General features: G+C 71.5%; 15 protein-coding genes. 6 read left to right on the forward strand and 9 right to left on the reverse strand.

The window, feature by feature from the left end; translation table 11 throughout:
• Positions 1-35 precede the first annotated feature (35 nt).
• From ACZ3TS_RS28900 to ACZ3TS_RS28920, 5 genes are read right to left on the reverse strand one after another with little or no spacing between them, the layout of a single operon-like run.
• Complete coding sequence (locus ACZ3TS_RS28900; protein WP_467623613.1) at positions 36-1,550, reverse strand: penicillin-binding transpeptidase domain-containing protein; 1,515 nt, start codon at positions 1,548-1,550, stop codon at positions 36-38.
• A complete protein-coding gene (locus ACZ3TS_RS28905; protein ID WP_467623616.1) occupies positions 1,547-2,914 on the reverse strand; it encodes an FtsW/RodA/SpoVE family cell cycle protein in 1,368 nt (455 codons plus the stop codon). Before ACZ3TS_RS28905 ends, ACZ3TS_RS28900 begins: the two co-directional genes overlap by 4 nt.
• Before the next feature lie 46 nt (positions 2,915-2,960).
• Positions 2,961-4,241 carry an ATP-binding protein gene (locus ACZ3TS_RS28910; protein ID WP_467623619.1) on the reverse strand — a complete coding sequence of 427 codons (1,281 nt, stop codon included), beginning with the start codon at positions 4,239-4,241 and terminating at the stop codon, positions 2,961-2,963.
• A gap of 5 nt (positions 4,242-4,246) precedes the next feature.
• Positions 4,247-4,966 carry a hypothetical protein gene (locus ACZ3TS_RS28915; protein WP_467623622.1) on the reverse strand — a complete coding sequence of 240 codons (720 nt, stop codon included), beginning with the start codon at positions 4,964-4,966 and terminating at the stop codon, positions 4,247-4,249.
• Between the two features lie 60 nt (positions 4,967-5,026).
• Entirely contained in the window at positions 5,027-5,533 is a 507-nt protein-coding gene (locus ACZ3TS_RS28920; RefSeq protein WP_467623625.1) for a protein-tyrosine phosphatase family protein, read from the reverse strand.
• A gap of 97 nt (positions 5,534-5,630) precedes the next feature.
• Here ACZ3TS_RS28920 and ACZ3TS_RS28925 point away from each other — a divergent pair, with 97 nt between their 5' ends.
• A complete protein-coding gene (locus ACZ3TS_RS28925) occupies positions 5,631-6,434 on the forward strand; it encodes a nuclease-related domain-containing protein (protein WP_467623628.1) in 804 nt (267 codons plus the stop codon).
• A 5-nt stretch (positions 6,435-6,439) separates the two neighbouring features.
• On the opposite strand, the gene ligD is transcribed toward ACZ3TS_RS28925, so the two are convergent.
• Positions 6,440-7,321: a non-homologous end-joining DNA ligase gene (ligD, locus tag ACZ3TS_RS28930; protein ID WP_467623630.1), complete on the reverse strand. Its 882-nt coding sequence runs from the start codon at positions 7,319-7,321 to the stop codon at positions 6,440-6,442.
• A gap of 51 nt (positions 7,322-7,372) precedes the next feature.
• Here ligD and ku point away from each other — a divergent pair, with 51 nt between their 5' ends.
• Positions 7,373-8,467 (forward strand): non-homologous end joining protein Ku, encoded by a 1,095-nt coding sequence (ku, locus tag ACZ3TS_RS28935; RefSeq protein ID WP_467623633.1) that lies wholly within the window; start codon positions 7,373-7,375, stop codon positions 8,465-8,467.
• An 88-nt stretch (positions 8,468-8,555) separates the two neighbouring features.
• On the opposite strand, the gene ACZ3TS_RS28940 is transcribed toward ku, so the two are convergent.
• The 3 genes from ACZ3TS_RS28940 to ACZ3TS_RS28950 form a co-directional block, all read right to left on the reverse strand.
• Positions 8,556-9,338: a hypothetical protein gene (locus tag ACZ3TS_RS28940; protein WP_467623636.1), complete on the reverse strand. Its 783-nt coding sequence runs from the start codon at positions 9,336-9,338 to the stop codon at positions 8,556-8,558.
• Positions 9,331-10,086: an RNA polymerase sigma factor gene (locus ACZ3TS_RS28945; protein WP_467623639.1), complete on the reverse strand. Its 756-nt coding sequence runs from the start codon at positions 10,084-10,086 to the stop codon at positions 9,331-9,333. Before ACZ3TS_RS28945 ends, ACZ3TS_RS28940 begins: the two co-directional genes overlap by 8 nt.
• Before the next feature lie 534 nt (positions 10,087-10,620).
• Positions 10,621-11,034: a hypothetical protein gene (locus ACZ3TS_RS28950; RefSeq protein ID WP_467623642.1), complete on the reverse strand. Its 414-nt coding sequence runs from the start codon at positions 11,032-11,034 to the stop codon at positions 10,621-10,623.
• A gap of 170 nt (positions 11,035-11,204) precedes the next feature.
• Here ACZ3TS_RS28950 and ACZ3TS_RS28955 point away from each other — a divergent pair, with 170 nt between their 5' ends.
• The 4 genes from ACZ3TS_RS28955 to ACZ3TS_RS28970 all read left to right on the forward strand — a co-directional run bounded on the left by ACZ3TS_RS28955 (position 11,205) and on the right by ACZ3TS_RS28970 (position 17,292).
• Entirely contained in the window at positions 11,205-11,684 is a 480-nt protein-coding gene (locus ACZ3TS_RS28955) for a DUF1877 family protein (RefSeq protein WP_467623645.1), read from the forward strand.
• Positions 11,685-11,856: 172 nt separating this feature from the next.
• Positions 11,857-12,651 carry a hypothetical protein gene (locus ACZ3TS_RS28960; protein WP_467623648.1) on the forward strand — a complete coding sequence of 265 codons (795 nt, stop codon included), beginning with the start codon at positions 11,857-11,859 and terminating at the stop codon, positions 12,649-12,651.
• 16 nt (positions 12,652-12,667) lie between these two features.
• A complete protein-coding gene (locus tag ACZ3TS_RS28965; protein WP_467623650.1) occupies positions 12,668-14,932 on the forward strand; it encodes a bifunctional polysaccharide deacetylase/glycosyltransferase family 2 protein in 2,265 nt (754 codons plus the stop codon).
• A 47-nt stretch (positions 14,933-14,979) separates the two neighbouring features.
• Entirely contained in the window at positions 14,980-17,292 is a 2,313-nt protein-coding gene (locus ACZ3TS_RS28970; RefSeq protein ID WP_467623652.1) for a transglycosylase domain-containing protein, read from the forward strand.
• Positions 17,293-17,688: the final 396 nt, after the last annotated feature.

The following is a 17,688-nucleotide window of genomic DNA, read 5'->3' on the forward strand; positions in this document are numbered from 1 at the left end:
CGTACGACAGCCCCCGTCTCATCAGACGGACCTCGTCAACGTCTGTCGTCCGGCTGGGACTTCAACACCGCCTCCATCACCGCTTTGGCGATCGGCGCCGCGTCCCCGCCCCCGCTGACCTCCCCGTTCCGGCCCGCCGCGTCCTCCACCACCACGGCGACCGCCACCGTCGGCTCCACCGTGTCGTCCGCCTGCGCCCAGGCGATGAACCAGGCGTAGGGCCGTCCGGAGTTGCCGACGCCGTGCTGGGCCGTGCCCGTCTTGCCGCCCACCGTGGCGCCGGGGATCGCCGCGTTCCTGCCGGTCCCCTCCGCCACGACGTCCGTCATCATCTCCCGCAACTGTGCCGCGGTCGCCGGGCTCATCGCGCGGTGCAGGGTGCGCGGGTCGGTCGCCGAGACCGGCGCGCCCGCCCTCGTCGTCGTCCTTTCCACCAGGTACGGGGCGTTCACCGAGCCGTCGCCCGCCACCGCCGCCGCGACCATCGCCATCTGCAGCGGCGTCGCCCGCGTGTCGAACTGACCGATCGAGGACAGCGCCAGCTGCGGCCCGTCCAGCTTCCTGTCGAACGTGCTCGGCGCCACCGCGAACGGGATCCTCAGCTTCGGTTCGTTGAAGCCGAACCTCTGCGCCGTGTCCGTCATCTTCCGCAGTCCGACCTCGACGCCCAGCTTCGCGAACACCGTGTTGCAGGACCACTCGAAGGCGTACCGCAGAGATGCGTCCGCGCAGCCCTCCACCTCGTTCGTCAGCCGGGTCGTCGTACCGGGCAGTTGGTAGGGATCCGGGGAGTTCGTCGGCTCGTCGAGGTCCCACACCACTCCCGCGTCCAGCGCCGCCGCGGCCGTCACCACCTTGAACGTCGAACCGGGGGGATACGTCTGCCGGACCGCCCGGTTGAGCATCGGCCGCGCCGCGTCGCCGTTCAGCCGTTCCCAGGCCCGGGCGACGGAGGCCCTCGACCCGGACAGCTGACCGGGGTCGTACGACGGTGCCGAGACCAGCGCCAGGATCCGCCCGGTCGACGGGTCGATCGCGGCCACCGCGCCGGTGCGACCGGCCAGACGCTGGTACGCCGCACGCTGCGCCGCCCCGTTGAGCGTGGTGACCACGTTGCCGCCGGGGCTGCGCGCCCGGGTGAGGTCGTTCCACAAGGGGAGCGGCGCCAGCTGCGGGTCGGTGCCCGCGAGCAGCGCGTCCTGCGTGTTCTCCAGCAGCGTCGTCCCGTACACGTGCGAGGCGAAGCCGGTGACTGGCGCGTACAGCGGGCCGTCGGAGTAGGTGCGCTCGTAGCGGAACATCCCGCCGGTGTCCCGGGAGCCGGTCACCGCACGGCCGTCGACCATGATGTCGCCGCGCGGCTCGGCGTATCGCGCGATCGTCTGCCTGCGGTTGGCGGGGTTGGCGTCGTAGCGGGAGGACTCGAAGATCTGCACCCGGGTGGCGTTCACCAGCAGGGCGACCAGGAGCAGCGCGCACAGCGCCGCCGCCCGGCGGATGGTGGGGGTTCCCCCTGGTCGAGCGGAGCCGAGACCTTGGGGGAGGCTCACGGCGCCGCCGACCCGTCGTACTGGCTGCGGGCCGAGTCGCTGATCCGGATCAGCAGCGCCACGATGATCCAGTTGGTGACGACCGACGAACCGCCCTGGGCGAGGAAGGGCATCGCCATGCCGGTGAGCGGGATCAGGCCGGTCACGCCGCCCGCGATCACGAACACCTGGAGCGCGACGATCGACGCGAGACCGATGGCGAGCAGGCGCCCGAAGGGGTCACGCAGCGCCAGGCCAGCCCGGTAACCGCGCTCCACCAGCAGGGCGTAGATCAGGAAGAGCGCCGACAGGCCCGCCAGGCCCAGCTCCTCGCCGGCCGTCGCCAGGATGAAGTCCGACTTGGCGGCGAAGCCGATGAGGATCGAGTGGCCGAGGCCGAGTCCGGTGCCGAGCGCGCCCCCGGCGGCGAACGCGAAGAGGGACTGCGCGAGCTGGTTGGGGCCGAGGCCCGCCTCGATCGAGGCGAAGGGGTGCAGCCAGTCCGCGACCCTGGCGTGCACATGTGGTTCCAGCCGGCCGACGGCGAGCGCGCCGAGGACGGCGAGCAGCAGGCCCACGGCGATCCAGCCCGTGCGGCCCGTGGCGACGTACAGCAGCACCACGAACAGCCCGAAGAAGAGCAGGGAGGTCCCGAGGTCGCGCTCGAGGACCAGCACTCCGACGCTCAGCAGCCAGATCGCCACGACCGGGCCGAGGACCCGCCCGGTGGGCAGCTGCAGCGGCCCCACGCGGCGGCCTGTGAAGGCCAGCGCATGGCGGTTGGCGGCCAGGTACCCGGCGAAGAAGACCGCGAGCAGCAGCTTCGCGAACTCGCCCGGCTGGATGGAGAACCCGGCGATCCTGAGCCAGATCCGGGCGCCGTTCACCGCCGGGAAGAAGATCGGCAGGGTGAGCAGGGCCAGGGCCGCGACCACACAGACGTATGTGTAGCGCTGGAGCACCCGGTGGTGGCGCAGCAGCAGCACCACGGCGATGAAGAGCGCCACGCCCACCGTGGACCAGTACAGCTGGGTGGGGGCGGCCCGGTCGCCCGGGGTCTCCAGGTCGAGGCGGTAGATCAGCACCAGACCCACGCCGTTGAGCAGGACGGCGATGGGCAGCAGCAGGGGATCGGCGTACGGGGCGCGCAGGCGCACCGCGCAGTGGGCGAGCAGCGCCAGCACGCCGAGCCCGGCGCCGTAACGGGTGGCGCCGGGCGGGATCGTGCCGTGTTTCGCGAGGCCGACGGCGCAGTAGCCGTACATGGAGAGCAGGACGGCGAGGGTGATGAGGCCGAGCTCGACGCCACGGCGCCGGGGCAGACGCAGGGCGGGCGCGGGAGTGTCCGCCACCGTCCTCGTTCCTGACGCCTCGGGCTCGATCATGTGCGGAACGTAGCAAGCGGCGAACGGGATGTCCCGTTATATGGCCTCAATCAGCCCGTTCCGGTGCACCTTGGAGTTCCGGCTGGGACAGCGTCAGTGCGGCCACCGCGCCGCCGTCCGGGGCGTTGGCGAACTCCAGCCGGGCGCCCAGCACCTCCGCCTGTCCGAGCGCGATCGTCAGCCCGAGACCGTGTCCCTTCCCGCCGCTCTCCGTACGGAAACGCTGTGGCCCGTGCGCCAGGAGGTACTCCGGATAACCGTCTCCGTGATCCCGTACGGTGACCCGCGGACCGTTGACGGTCAGCACCACCGGTTGCCGTCCGTGCCGGTGCGCGTTCGCCACCAGATTGCCGAGCACGCGCTCCAGTCGGCGCCGGTCGGTCTCCACGCGCGCGTCGCGCAGCACGCGCACCTCCGTCCGGGTGCCGGAGGCCCGTACCACCCGTTCGGCCAGCGGCGCGAGCTGCTCGGTGTCCAGCTCCAGGCGCTCGCTGCCCGAGTCGAGCCGGGAGATCTCCAGCAAGTCCTCGGTGAGCGTGCGCAGCGTGGCCACGCGGTCACGCACCAGCTCCGTCGGTCGCCCTGGCGGCAGCAGTTCGGCCGCCGCGTGCAGCCCGGTCAGCGGGGTGCGCAGCTCGTGCGCCACGTCCGCGGTGAACCGCTGCTCGCTCAGCAGCTTGCCCTGGAGCGTGGCCGCCATCGTGTCGAGGGCGCCGGCGACCGCGGCCACCTCGTCCTGGGGGCGCGTCGGGTCCTTCGCGCGGGGGTCGTCCACGCGGGCGTCCAGATCGCCCGCGCTGATCCGCCGGGCCACCTGCGCCGTGACCTGGAGCCGCCGGGTCACCCGGGTCACCGCGAACGCCCCGACGAGCAGCGTCACCCCGATGGCCAGCGCCGAGGACCACAGGATCGCCCGGTCGAGGGCGGCGATGATGCGGGCGCCCTGCGCGTAGTCGACCTGCACGGCGAGCGCCCGTCCGCCGTCGGCGGGGCCCGCCGCCCACATCGTGGGCTGCGGGTCCTGGGTTCCCACCATCGTGCCCCGGCGTCCGCCCGCGGCCAGCTGCCTCAGCCGCGCCGGCAGTCCCGGCAGGTCGATGCCCGCACCGGGCGGCAGCCGGTCACCCGCCTCGTACGCCTGTGCCGCCTCCGTGAGTCGGTCGAGCGCCCGGCCCCGGGCCTCACCGACGGTCCGGTCGGTGACCTGGACGTGGACGAGCACACCGAGCAGGGCGGCGAGAGCGCAGCACATCACGGCGATGAAAGCAGCCGCTTTCCAGGTGAGGGTGGCCGTCCAGTGGGGCAGCCGCCCCAGGGTTCGTCTCATGGAGGTCATCGGGCGCTCTCCGACGGGACGGGCGAGACCGGCCGGCGCGGGGGCGCGGTGCCCACCCGCAGGATCTCGTCCCTCGTCGCCAGCATCGCGTGCTGCTGCGGGTCCCAGGTCCACACCGTGCGGAACTCGTACCCCGGCAGGGTCGACGGCGAGCGGATGATCACGTCGCGGCCCGCCAGCTCCACGCTGATCATCGTGTCCGAGGTGCCCATGACCTGCACCAGCCGGTGGTGCTCGACGGCGTAGACGCGCACCGCCAGCTGATCGCCCGGGAAGCGGATGCCGAGCACCATGTCGTCCTTCCCGTCCCCGGTGAGATCGCGGTAGTAGGTCCGCAGGAGGGGGCACTTCCGCCTCTGCTGCGTGCCCTTCTTGCCGCAGTTCTGGAGTTCGTCGCGCGTCTGGGCGTACATCGCGTGCGGTCCCGAGTAGGCGTCCGGGTGCGCGGCGACCTCGGCGCGGACGACGTCCAGCGCTTCCACCCGGTGGACGTCGTCACCCGGAACGGTGACGCCTTTGACGATCTCGGTCTCCGCCACGCCGTAGTCGAGGGCCGGCGTGGAGGCGGGCGGCAGCTGGGGCCACAGTCTCATCGGGCCGACGGCGGTGGCGGTCGGGCCCGCCCCGCGCAGGGCCCCGGAGTCGCCGCACCCGGCCAGGAGCAGGGCGGTGGCGGCGAGGCCCAGGGCTGCGCGCACACGGCGGCTGGGGAACACAGGACACGTCCTTTTGGTCGCCTGATGGCCGATTGCTCACTCTATGGCCGGGCGGCGACGTCACTCCGCGAGTTCCTCCAGGAGACGGGCTGTGTCCAGGCCCGCCCGCAGGTACTCCACGAACAGCTCGTTGTGCAGCGCCCAGGGCCCGCGGCGGGCGCGGATCATCCGGATCGCCTCGTCGGAGGTGTGGCCGGCCCGGATCAGCGCGTGCGCGACGACCAGACCCGAGCGGTTGTACCCGTGGTAACAGCGGACGAGAACCCGGCGGCCGTCCTCCAGAGCGTCGTCGGCGGCCTGCGCGAGCCGCATCACGCCCGCGATCTGGGTCCCGTCGAGCGGACCGTCCGGAATAGGCCACACATGGTGCTCGACCCCGTCGACGGGCCCGTGTCCGGGCAGCCGCAACAGGGTCAGCACCAGATCGAATTCATCACGTACGACAGCGAATTCCAGCTCCCCCGAGTGCCCCGCGAATTCGTGGCCGCCCATCCACAGGCCGGGCACGATCTCGCTCCACGGGCTGTCCGGAGCGGGAACATCGGGTTGCTTTCTGCGGGTCCGCAACGGCGCCTCCCACCGACTCCCCAACTGCTCACAAAGGTAACCGGGTTCTTGCCCCGGGAGCACCCCGCCTGTTCCCATGGTCGAGGGGTGATGGTGCATGAGTGGACTGCGCGTCATACCGACCTGGCGGCACGGGCAGGAACGTCTGTACGTGTGCGGCACCGACGGAAGGAACGTCGCCTGGTACGACCGGGAGGCGGGCCGCGTCAACCTGCTCAGCGAGGACCTGCGGCAGGACGTGCTCGACGCGCTCGGACCGTTCCTGACCGGGCCGGTGACGGTGGGGCCGCCGCCCGTCCCCACCCCGGCCGAGCTGGCACGGCTCACCCTGCACCCGGACGACGACCTGGCGCCCAACCGCCCCGGCGAGGCCCTGGTGATCGCCCTGGACCGCGAGCCGGGGCCCGCGCACCGGCTGCGCCCCGACCCGCGGCGCCGGGCGCTCGCCGCCGAGCAGACGGTCGGCGAGGCCCTCGACCGGCTGGAGGGCGCGGGCTGGCACACTCTCCACTCGGTCCCGCTGCCCGGCGGGGACCGCATCCACCACCTGGTGATCGGCCCCGGCGGCCTCTTCGCCGTCCGCTCGCTCCACGCCCGCAGGCAGCGGATCCTCGTGGCCGACCCGATGGTCACGGTGGGCCGCCAGGAGCCGCAGCCGCTGCTGCGCAGGGTGCGCGCCGACGCGGGCCGGGCGTCGTACGCGCTGACCGCCGAGGTCCACCCGGTCCTGGTGCTGGTGGAGCCCGCCCGTCTCGAGGTCACCACGGCGCCGCGGGAGATCCGGATCCTCAAGGACACGGATCTTCCCGGCCTGGCCCGCCTGGGCGGCATGCTGAAGCCGGCGGACGTGGAGGCCCTGCACGCGATGGCGCGGGACCGGCACACATGGTCGAGGGTGTGACGGGTTCAGGGCAGCGGCGCGGCGTGGGCGGGGTCGAGCAGCGGGGCCAGTAGATCGCCGTACGCCTGGAGGCGGGGGGCGATGTCCGGCGCGCGGAAGACGAGGCTGCCGGGGGACGCGCAGTCGGCCACCTCCTCCCAGGTCACCGGCGCCGACACGGTGGGTTCTGCCCGGGCACGCAGCGTGTAGGGCGCCGCCGTAGTCTTGCGTGCCGCGTTCTGGCTCCAGTCCACGAAGACCTTCCCGGGCCGCAGACTGCGGGTCATGCGGTGCACGACGAGGCGGGGCATCGCCTTCTCCGCCTCCACGGCGAGCTGCTTGGCGTACTCCGACGTCCGCCGCGCCGGCGTCGGCTCCACCGCCGCCAGCAGATGCAGCCCCTTCGACCCCGACGTCTTCGCGTACGTCTCGATCCCGTCGGCCGCTAGCCGCTCCCGCAGCCACAGGGCGGCCTCGCAGCACTCGACGACGGTAGCGGGTGCGCCCGGGTCGAGGTCGAAGACCAGCCGGTCCGCCTCGTCGGGTGCCTCGACGCGCCACTGCGGGGTGTGGAACTCCGTGACGAGGTTGGCCGCCCACATCAGACTGGCCAGGTCCTGGATCACCACCATGCGGGCCGGGCCCTCCGAGCGCGGCACGTCGGCCGTGGTGACCCAGTCGGGCGTACCCGGCGGCACGTTCTTGGCGAAGAACACCTGGCCGTCCGGTCCGTCCGGGTAGCGCAGGAAGGACAACGGGCGGTCGCGGAGGTGGGGCAGCAGCGCGTCCGCGGTGATCGCGTAGTAGTGCAGCAGCTCGCCCTTGGTGAAGCCGGTCGCCGGATGGACAACCTTCTCCAGGTTGCTGAGCGCGAGCCGTCGCCCCTCCACCTCTGTGATCGGCGTCATACGATGAGAATCCCATGAAATCGCCCGATCTCCATGAAAAAGGTGCGGCACGTGCGATCCATCTGGAACGGCACCATCTCCTTCGGCCTGGTCAGCATCCCCGTCAAGCTGATGAACGCCACCGAGAGCCGTTCGATCTCCTTCCGGCAGATCCATCTGGCGGACGCCGGCCGGATCCGCTACCGCAAGGTCTGCGAGCTGGAGGACCACGAGGTCCCCCAGGCGGAGATCGGCAAGGGGTACGAGGACGCGGACGGCACGGTTATCCCGATCACGGACGAGGACCTGGCGAAGCTGCCCCTGCCGACCGCCAAGACCATCGAGATCATGGCCTTCGTGCCGGGGGACCGGATCGATCCGCTGCAGCTGGACACGGCGTACTACCTCTCCGCGAACGGCGTTCCGGCCACCAAGCCGTACGCGCTGCTGCGGGAGGCGCTCAGGCGCAGCGGGAAGGTGGCCATCGCGAAGTACGCGCTGCGGGGGCGTGAACGGCTCGGGATGCTGCGTGCGGTCGACGACGTGCTCGGCATGCACGGGCTGCTGTGGCCGGACGAGATCCGGGCGCCGGAGGGGGTGGCGCCGGACGAGAGGGTCACCGTCCGTGACAAGGAGCTGGACCTGGCGGACGCGCTGATGGACATGCTGGGCGAGGTGGACCTGGACGATCTGCACGACGAGTACCGCCAGGCGCTGGAGCAGCTGATCGCCGCGAAGGCGGAGGGCAAGGAGCTGCCGCAGGCGCCCGAACCCGAGGGCGGCAAGGTTCTGGACCTGATGGCGGCTCTGGAGAAGAGCGTGCGCGCGGCGAGGGCGTCGCGGGGCGCGGGGACGGCCGAGGAGGCCAAGGAGGCCGAGGTCAGGCGCCTGCCGGCCCGGAAACCGGCGCGTACGGCACCGAAGGAGGTCGGCGGGAAGAAGTCGACGGCGACGGCGAAGAAGGCGGCGGCCAAGAAGGCCGCGGAGAAGACCACGGCGAAGAAGACGTCGGCCAAGAAGGCCGCAGAGAAGAAGACCACGGCGAAGCCGACTTCCGCGGCGAAGAAGACGACGAAGACGACGGCGGCCAAGAAGACCGCGGCGCAGAAGACCACAGCGAAGAAGGCCGCGGCGAAGAAGACGTCAGGTCGCAAGCGGACGGCTTGACACGGGGCGGGCATGCGCGGGCCGGGCCGCGTGCCAGGCCGAGCCGGGAGTTGTGCCGGGCGAACGGCCCGGCCGACGGGCGCAGGGGCTACTTGTCCTTCCCGCTGCCCTTGTCGCCGCTTGCCTGCCCGTTTTCGGCCGAGTTGCCCGTACCGCCGACGTTGTTGCCGGAGGCCCCGGTGTTCCCGGCCGTGCCCTTGCCGGCGCCCTTGCTGGGCTTACGCGTGTTACCCGTATTGCCCGGCTTCGCTGTCGCCCGCGCCAGTTGCTCGGAGCAGTACGCCGCGACCTTGTCCTCCCCGCCCGCGGCCGCGACGAGCCGCTGCCAGGCCGTCGCGTCGAGCGCCTTGCCGCGGTCCTTGACCTGCTTGTAGGCGCGGCAGTGGGCCTCGGTGTCCTGGGCGGTGGACGGCCTGTCCGCCGGTCCGTGTCCGCCGGAGGACGCCGACGAGGTCTCATCGTCCGGCCGGTCCGGAGCGACCGCCGACGGGTGCGTCGTCCCCCGGCCGGCCCCGTCGGTGGACGAGCCGACCGAACCGATGGCCGCGACCGCTGCGCCGCCCAGGGCGAGGCTGGCGAACACCACGCCGAACGTCGTCTTCACAGGGCGCCCGGCCCGCCGCTCCGACGGCACCCGCCAGTCGTCCCGGCGCCGGGAACGCGCGCGGTGCGCACCCGCGCCGCGAGCGGCCCGGAAGGCGGCCACGGCCTGCTGCTCGGCCTCCGGGTCGAGATCGCCTTCACGTAGGACGGCTGCCAGCACCGTCTCCAGCGCGGCGTCGTCACGTACGTCCCACGGGCCGGACACCGCGCCTCCAGGGTGCACACGTCGACGGCCCGGAACTCCGTCGCCGTTCTGCCGTTCACCCATGTCCGCTTCCGTTTCTGTCCGACATGTTCGATTCGTCGGGCGTGCTGGGCCCAGGTGCCTGTCCGCTGGACCACTGTCGCCGTCGTCGTTCGTTCGACTCCCCCAGCGTTCGGGAAGCCTCATGCGTCACACCCTCTCCCGCCTCACTGCCGACACCCAGCTGACGGGCGAGGCGTTTCAGACCTCGGTGGGCAGCAGTGCGCACCGCTCCCGGGCGCTTGCCGAGGACGCGTCCGGCGGCGGTGCCGTCCAGGCCGACGACGACCCGCAGGAGCACGGCCTCGGCCTGGTCCCGAGGCAGCCCGCGGACCAGTTCCAGGGCCTGCTGGGTGGAGAGGGACTCCAGTGCCTGTTCGTGGGTGCTGTGCGGGCCGGGCAGGTCCAGTACGTCCTGCTCCATCGCCCCCGACCGGGGCCGCACGCGCTGGCGGCGGAGATGGTCCAGTGCCCGGTGCCGGGCGATGGTCGCGGTCCAGCCGCGGAAACCGGTCCCGTCCCCCTTGAACCGTCCGAGGTCACGGGCGATCTCCAGCCAGGCGTCGGACGCCACGTCCTCCGCGTCGTCGCCGACAAGTCCGCGCAGGTAGCCGAGCAGGCCCGGCTGCACGATCCGGTAAGCGGCCGCGAAAGCGGTCTCGTCCCCGTCCTGGGCCCGTGCGACTGCCGCGCCCAATTCCCCGTCGTACGACCGTACGCCCCGGGTTTGTCGTCCCTGGCCCAAGACTGTCCTCGTTCGTACCGGGTCCATAGCGAGTCCGTGCCGTCCACGCGTTCCGGTCGCATCGACGGTCCCATGCTGACCAGCGTCAGTCGTCACAGAAGTGTCACAACGCAGCGGGTGCTCCTCACGTCGCCGCCGGGTGCCGGGGTGCCCGGGTGCCTCTACCGAGCCGCAGGTGCGGCGGCTCCGAGAGCCGCGCCGCGTCGGGGACACGTACCCGCGCCGGGACTCACGGACTGCGTCACAGCTCGTCGGCGCCCCGCGGATCCGGTGGCCGGGACGGCGGTCTGCGACCGGTGCCGTCCCGGCCGGGTGACGTTTCGCGCCGGCCGTGCGCTGTGTGAGTGCCGGGGTCCGGGTCGAACGGGCCGACGGCGACCGCCCGGCCGGACGCCGGAACCGCAACCCCCAACTCCCCAGACCTCCCCCCGTGCGGCTCTGGACTCCACCCCGGGAGCGGCACGGAGAGGGACCGGGGCGGCCGGGACCCCGCCCACTGCACGGGGTCCGGCCGCCCCACACGCATCTACCCACGGCGCGGTCAGGTACGGATCACGGTCCTCACCGGGGCGGCCGGTCCCGGGATCCGGGTGCGCCCGCCGTCGCGTCGCGGCACAGCAGCCGCAGCGAGCCGTTCCCGGCGAAGCAGCGGCGGGCCTCGTCGATGGGATCCCACAGCCGTCCGTCGGCCGTGCGGATCCAGTGGTCGCCGCCCGCCGCCCACCACTCGGCGCCCGCTTGGCGGACGATCACCTCACCCGCGTACGCCCCGAAGCCGCGAAGCACGCTCTCCACGGCGGCGTGGGGCGTCTCCTCCCGCCGCAGTTCGTCGATCATCCGGTCGACGCGCCACAGGCTCGCCGCCGAGTAGTCGAGGCGCAGCCGCGCCCCCTCCCGCATCGTCGCCACCGTGTCCGCCGCCCACCGCACGGGCTTGGCCGCGGCATGGGGTCTCGTCTCCTGCTCTGTCGTCACATACGGAAAAGCGAGGTGGGCGGCCGATCCGTCACCCGGTTCCGCGGGATTCCGGCAACCGGCGCCGGACCCCCCACCTCGTCCGCACGACGGTCGAGGGATCTTCCCGGTACGGGGGGCGGGGCCGCCGGGGGAGTGATGGTTCGGCGCCCCCGTGCGCTCCTTCTGTGATGAACACGAACTTCCATTTGCGCGCGGTGCCGCCTCCGGCACTGCGCAACAGCGTGAACTGGCTGGAACGACTGTTCAAGGACGACCGGGAGACGGTCCTGCACCGCGAGGAGGTGCTGGACAAGCGGTATCTGGATCAGGAGCTCCTCTATGCCGGAGTTTCCCCGCATCGCGCGGAGGGCGAGCCCCGGTCCCAGGTCGTGCTCGGCGGCCGGCCGGTGTTCCACCGCGACCGGCGCAAGCCGCCGTTCCTGGTGCTGACGGCGGCCCAGGCGCACCGGGTGGCCAGGTTCCTGACCGTGGCCGACTTCGACGCGCTGTGGGCCTTCGCCCGCGACGAACTGATGCCGCGCTACGGCGGCGTGACCGCGGAGCCCGAGACGCGAGGCGTTTTCGAGGCGGCGCACCAGGAGCTGACGGCGTTCTACGCGCAGGCGGCCGAACACGGGGAGGCGGTGGTGAAGTGGCTGCCGCCCTGAGTCACCCTTCTGCGCGGCATGCACGACGTCGGGTGAAGGTCATCTCATGCCTGATCCGCACCTTTCGGTCGCATCATCCTGTGCTGCGACGTTGAGGTGTAACACTTTCGGCCGAGTGTGCTCTTTCCAAGCGGACGACCGCGTCGGTCGGCCAGGACAGGGGGCACGACTCGTGCAATGGACGGACGAAAGCGGCGGAGCGTACGGCGAGGATCCGTACGAAGACACCGGGTACGCGTATGCCCACGGCTACGTGCACAGCAGCAGCGCCGCCATCGACACGGCCACGATGTCCTGGGACCCGGTGCACCTCGCGCAGGGGACGCATCCGACGGATGACGCCCATGCGGCGGTGATGGATCCCGGCGCCACCTGGACGCATCTCCACACCGCAGGGCCGGGCCCCACCACGACGGCGTGGGACGCTCCCCATGGCGACGTCCTCACCGTGCCGCCTCCCGAACTCGACCCGTACGGCCCTCCCGTACCAGGACCGGACACGCCGAAGAGCGAGTCGGTACGGCCAGTCTTCGTGGATTCCTCGGGGCGACGCCAGCGCCGCGTGCTGCGCGCCGCCCGCCTGCTGGTGATCCCTGCCGGCGGCTATGTCGCCCTGCTGATCAGCGCCGTGCTGGGCGGCCCCAGCCTCAGCGCCCCGTTCGTCCCGCAACCGGAATTCACGCACACGCCCACGCCCCGGGCGACCACGCCCGACTCGTCCCCCGGCACCGGCCACTCCGCAGGGAGCGCGAACCCGGCCGTCGCGCAGCGGAACTCCCGCCCCACGACGGCGCAGAACCCCAGCCCCGCGGCGGTCCAGCAGACCTCCGGCCCCACCGACCGGTCGACACCCTCCGCCACCCCTGCGGCCACGCCCGTGCCCACCGGCATCACCCACCCGGCCTCGACCGCCAACCCCACCTCCGAGGGCCGCGCGATCGGCTCGTCCCACAAGCCCGTGAAGTGATCCAAGGCCCCCTGACGTGACCGACCGCAGACGCCACAACGCCCCTCCTCGACGCAGCACCCGCACCCGCACACGCCAGATCACCCCCCGCACCCACTGGCTGCTGCTGAGCGTGCTCGCGGTGACCCTGTCGACGGCCCTGCTGCTGCAGGGCTACACCCACCACATGTTCGGTATCACATCGGACGACGTGGCCGGCGCCCGTGGCCGGAACGGCACGGTACCCAGCCAGGTGGTCCACGGCGGCCCGGTGATCGCGAACGCCGACACCTCCCCGCACACCGCCCACGTGAAGGCCCGCACCATCGCGCTGACCTTCGACGACGGCCCGGACCCCGTCTGGACTCCACGGATCCTCGACGTGCTGCGCCGCAACCACGTGCACGCGACCTTCTTCGTCGTAGGCACCCAGGTCGTCGCCCACCCGGAACTGGTCCGCCGGATCGTCGCCGACGGCCACCAGATCGGCATCCACACCTTCACCCATCCCGACCTGGCCCACCTCGCCCCGTGGCAGCGTTCCCTGGAACTGCGCGAGACCCAGTTGGTGGTCGCCGGCGCCGCGGGGGTCACCACCGCACTGCTGAGGCTGCCGTACTCATCGGAGAACGACGCACTGGGCGATGCCGACTGGTCCGTCCTCAAGCAGGCCGGCGCGGCGGGCTATGTCACGGTGCTCACGACCAGGGACGCCGAGGACTGGCAGCGTCCCGGCGTGGAGCGCATCCTCGCCCATGCGACACCGCAGGGCCACGCCGGGCAGATCGTGCTGATGCACGACGCCGGCGGTGACCGGTCCCAGACCGTCGCCGCACTGGGGTCCCTGATACCGCGGCTCGAGGCACAGGGCTTCACGTTCGCGACGGTCTCCGACGCGGTCGGCATGGCCGCACCCGTGCAGCCCGCCGGGCTGGGCGACCATCTGCAGGGGCTGGCCCTGATCAAGGTGCTGCAGGGCGGCGACTGGGTTGTGTGGCTGCTGGGCCTGCTGATGTATGCGGCCGGAGCGATCAGCGTGCTGCGTGCGGCGGTCGTACTGATCGCCGCCCGGCGGCATCGGCGCCTGCGGACGGGACGCCGGGGCCGGTACTGGGGGCCGCCGGTGACCGAGCCGGTCAGCGTCATCGTCCCCGCGTACAACGAGAGCGCCGGGATCGAGGCGGCCGTGCGCTCACTGCTCGCCTCGGACCATCCGGTCGAGATCGTCGTGGTGGACGACGGTTCGACCGACGGAACCGCCGACCTGGTGGAATCGCTCCGCCTGCCGGTGCGGGTGATCCGGCAGCAGAACGCCGGCAAGCCCGCGGCACTGAACACCGGACTCGCAGCCGCCACCTGCGAGCTGGTGGTCATGGTCGACGGCGACACGGTCTTCGAACCCGACACCGTCCGCACGATCGTGCAGCCCTTCGCCGACCCTCGCGTGGGCGCCGTCTCGGGCAACGCCAAGGTCGTCAACCGCGGTGGCCTGCTGGGCCGCTGGCAGCACATCGAGTACGTGGTCGGGTTCAACCTGGACCGCCGCCTGTTCGACCTCGCCGAATGCATGCCGACCGTACCCGGAGCGGTCGGCGCGTTTCGCCGCCGGGCGCTGCTGGACCTCGGCGGCGTGAGTGACGTCACCCTCGCCGAGGACACCGACCTCACCATGGCGCTGTGCCGCGACCGCTGGCGCGTGGTGTACGAGGAGGGCGCGAGGGCCTGGACGGAGGCGCCCGCGTCACTGAACGCCCTGTGGCGCCAGCGGTACCGCTGGTGCTACGGCACCCTGCAGGCGATGTGGAAGCACCGCGGCGCGCTGGTGCAGCGCGGTGCGGCCGGGAAACTGGGCCGTCGAGGCCTGGTCTACCTGTTGCTCTTCCAGGTACTGCTGCCGCTGCTCGCACCCGTCGTGGACATCTTCGCCCTGTACGGGCTGGTTTTCCTTGATCCGGTCCGGATCACCGCGCTGTGGCTCGCCTTCCTGCTGCTGCAACTCCTGATGGGCCTGTACGCGTTCCGCCTGGACGGAGAACGGCCCGGCCCGCTGTGGAGCCTGCCGCTGCAGCAGTTCGTCTACCGGCAGCTGATGTACCTGGTGGTGATCCAGTCCGTCTTCACCGCCGTGTCGGGCTCACGGCTGCGATGGCAGCGCATGGAGCGGTACGGCAGCCTGCGGGCCCCGGTGGGCGCCGCTGCGGCCCGCGATGACGTCACCCCGCAGGCACCCGACCTTGCGCAGCCGACACCGTACGACGGCTTCCTGCAGCCCCCACCCCACCCCGGTTTCCGGCAGCCCTGACCGTACGAGACGCCGCAGTTGTACTGAGAGGACAGTGATCAGAGCCCATGAGCGGACACAGGCGCCGACCGCCGCAGCGCTCCATCGGTGGCATGCGTGCCGCCGGTGACCGCGCCACGGGCCGCCGGGCCTCACGGCACCGGGCCCCAGGACCCGACACGTCACCGCGCGCCCGGGCAACGACGCCGCAGAAGAAACGGTGGATCGACTACCCGCGCCGCGACAGGACGGGTCCGCGCCGCTGGCTGCCGTCGGTGCGTCAGATACTGGCACTTTTCCTGCTCTGTCTCGGCGGCACGGCAGCGGCCATCGGTTACGCCTACGCCACGGTCACCATCCCCGACCCCAATCCTTCGACACTTCTGCAGAACAACGTCTACTACTGGTCCGACGGCACGGTCCTGGCGACCGACGGCAGCGTCAACCGACAGAACGTCACCCTCGCGCAGGTGCCCGCCAACGTGCAGTGGGACTTCATCGCCGCGGAGAACTCGTCCTTCTACACCGACCCGGGCATCGACCCGCAAGGAATCCTCCGCGCCGTCGTTCACATGGCCGAGGGCCAGTCCGTCCAGTCCGGGTCGACGATCACCCAGCAGTTCGTGAAGAACACCTACCTCGACCAGTCACAGACGATCTCACGCAAGTTCAGGGAACTGCTGATCTCCACCAAGATCGGCGCCGTCATGACCAAGCAGCAGATCCTCCAGGGGTATCTGAACACTTGCTACTTCGGCCGTCAGGCCAACGGCATCCAGGCCGCAGCCCGCATGTACTACAACCTCCCGGTGGAGAAGCTCGACGTGAGCCAGGGAGCCTTTCTCGCCGCGGCGGTCAACGAGCCGAGCCTCTTCCAGTACGCGGACTCCGACCCCGCGGCCAAGGCACAGGCGCAAGCACGCTGGTCCTGGGTGCTCGACCGCATGGTGACGACCGGCAAACTGACGCCGCAACAGCGCGCGCGGTACGCGGCCGCCGGCTTCCCCGTGCCCACGAAGTGGACCCCCGATTCGGGGCTCGCGGGACAGACGGGCTACCTGGTCCAACTGGCCAGGTCGTATCTCCAGGGGCACGACCGGACCATCACCGACAGCAGCCTGAGCCGGGGCGGTTACCAGATCCACACCACCTTCGACAGAAAGAAAACGGCGGACCTGGCCCGGGCCGTCGCAAAGGTACGCAAGGAACGTCTCGACCCCGCCCACCGGTCGGTAGACCGCGACGTCCAGGTCGGAGGCGCCTCGGTGGATCCGGCGACCGGCAGGATCCTGGCCGTCTACGGCGGTACCGGCTTCGACAACGCCCATTATTCGGACAACGCCGACACCTCCGGCGTCCCGGTGGGATCGACCTTCAAACCAGTCGTCCTCGCCGCCGCGATCCAGCACGGCGCCGTACTCCGACCCGGCAAGTCCCCGCAGCCGATCACCCCGGACAGCAAGTTCAACGGTGACGACGGCATCCAGATCAAGGACCAGCAGGGCAACTACGTCACCGACCCCGAGGACCCCACCGGGCTCCTCCACCAGCGCAACGACACCACCTACCGTTGGGGCTACATCGATCTGCGCAAGGCGATGGAGCAGTCGGTCAACACGCCGTATGTGCAACTGGGCGAGGACGTCGGCTATGGGAACGTGGCGAAGACAGCGCAGGCCCTCGGCCTGCGCTCCGGCAGCCTCGCCGCCCCGAGCGCCGGCTTCTACATCGGCACCTCGACACCGAGCGCCATTCGGATGGCAGGTGTCTACGCGACCTTCGCCGCGAGTGGAATGCAGACCACCCCGTACTCGGTGACCAAGGTGACCCACAACGGATCGGCACTGACCGACTTCACCGCCCCCGCCCCCGTGCGGGCCCTGCCGGCGGCGGTCGCCGACAACGTGACCGACGTGCTCCGGGGGGTCATCGTCCGTGGCACCGGTACCAAAGCCCAGGCTCTCGGCAGGACAGCGGCTGGCAAGACCGGAACCACCGACGACTTCCGGTCGGCCTGGTTCATCGGCTACACCCCGCAACTCGCCACCTCCGTCGTCCTGTTCCGAGAGGACCCGAATCACCCGCAGCTGCAGTCGCTGGTGGGTGTCGGCGGCCTGCAGAAGGTGTTCGGCGGCGACATCCCCACCGAGATCTGGACCCAGTACATGCGCGACGCCCTTGCCGGCCTGCCCGAGGCCCCCTTCCCCGCGCCCGCGTCCCTCGGCCACGGCACTGACGAATTCGGCGCCCCTTCCCCTTCTCCCTCCGCGTCCACCGGCAAGCGGGGCGGCAAGACCGGCAAGAAGGCGACCAGCACTGCCGCCCCCACCCGGGGTACCTCGACAACCAGCCCCAAGTGCCGCCACCACAAATGCCGTTGAACGCGTCGGCATCGGACACCGCCGGTGGAACCAGCCGATCGCTGACCTCACTCGCACGGACCGCCCGCTGCCCCGTGCCGGGGTCGAGCCCGTCGGACGCCACGAGTGCCCTGTCGAGCGCCACTGGACGATCCGTGGACTCGCCGGGCACATCCGGTCGACAGCCTTCCTGCCGCAGGGCTGACGACCGCCTCACCGAGGCGCAAACAATGTGCCGAGGCCGTGCGGGCCAGGTACTGCGTCGCAGCAACATCAACGCGCACCCACGCGGCACGTCCTGGTACGCAGCGACATTCGCGCAGGTCAGTAATCCGGTCGCCTGACGGCGACACCCTGTGTGCGTGAAAATCGGTGCGTGGTCGTCCGGCGGACGTCGTCTCGCCTTGGCGCGTTCCG

This window comes from Streptomyces sp. NPDC022910 (assembly GCF_055561075.1).

Bases quoted from the DNA above. Each gene is read 5' to 3' on its own strand.
- ACZ3TS_RS28910 (WP_467623619.1), bottom strand. From the start codon at position 4,241: ATGAGACGAACCCTGGGGCGGCTGCCCCACTGGACGGCCACCCTCACC.
- ACZ3TS_RS28925 (WP_467623628.1), top strand. From the start codon at position 5,631: ATGAGTGGACTGCGCGTCATACCGACCTGGCGGCACGGGCAGGAACGT.
- ACZ3TS_RS28970 (WP_467623652.1), top strand. From the start codon at position 14,980: ATGAGCGGACACAGGCGCCGACCGCCGCAGCGCTCCATCGGTGGCATG.
- ACZ3TS_RS28940 (WP_467623636.1), bottom strand. From the start codon at position 9,338: ATGGGTGAACGGCAGAACGGCGACGGAGTTCCGGGCCGTCGACGTGTG.
- ACZ3TS_RS28955 (WP_467623645.1), top strand. From the start codon at position 11,205: ATGAACACGAACTTCCATTTGCGCGCGGTGCCGCCTCCGGCACTGCGC.
- ACZ3TS_RS28905 (WP_467623616.1), bottom strand. From the start codon at position 2,914: ATGATCGAGCCCGAGGCGTCAGGAACGAGGACGGTGGCGGACACTCCC.
- ACZ3TS_RS28945 (WP_467623639.1), bottom strand. From the start codon at position 10,086: ATGGACCCGGTACGAACGAGGACAGTCTTGGGCCAGGGACGACAAACC.
- ligD (WP_467623630.1), bottom strand. From the start codon at position 7,321: ATGACGCCGATCACAGAGGTGGAGGGGCGACGGCTCGCGCTCAGCAAC.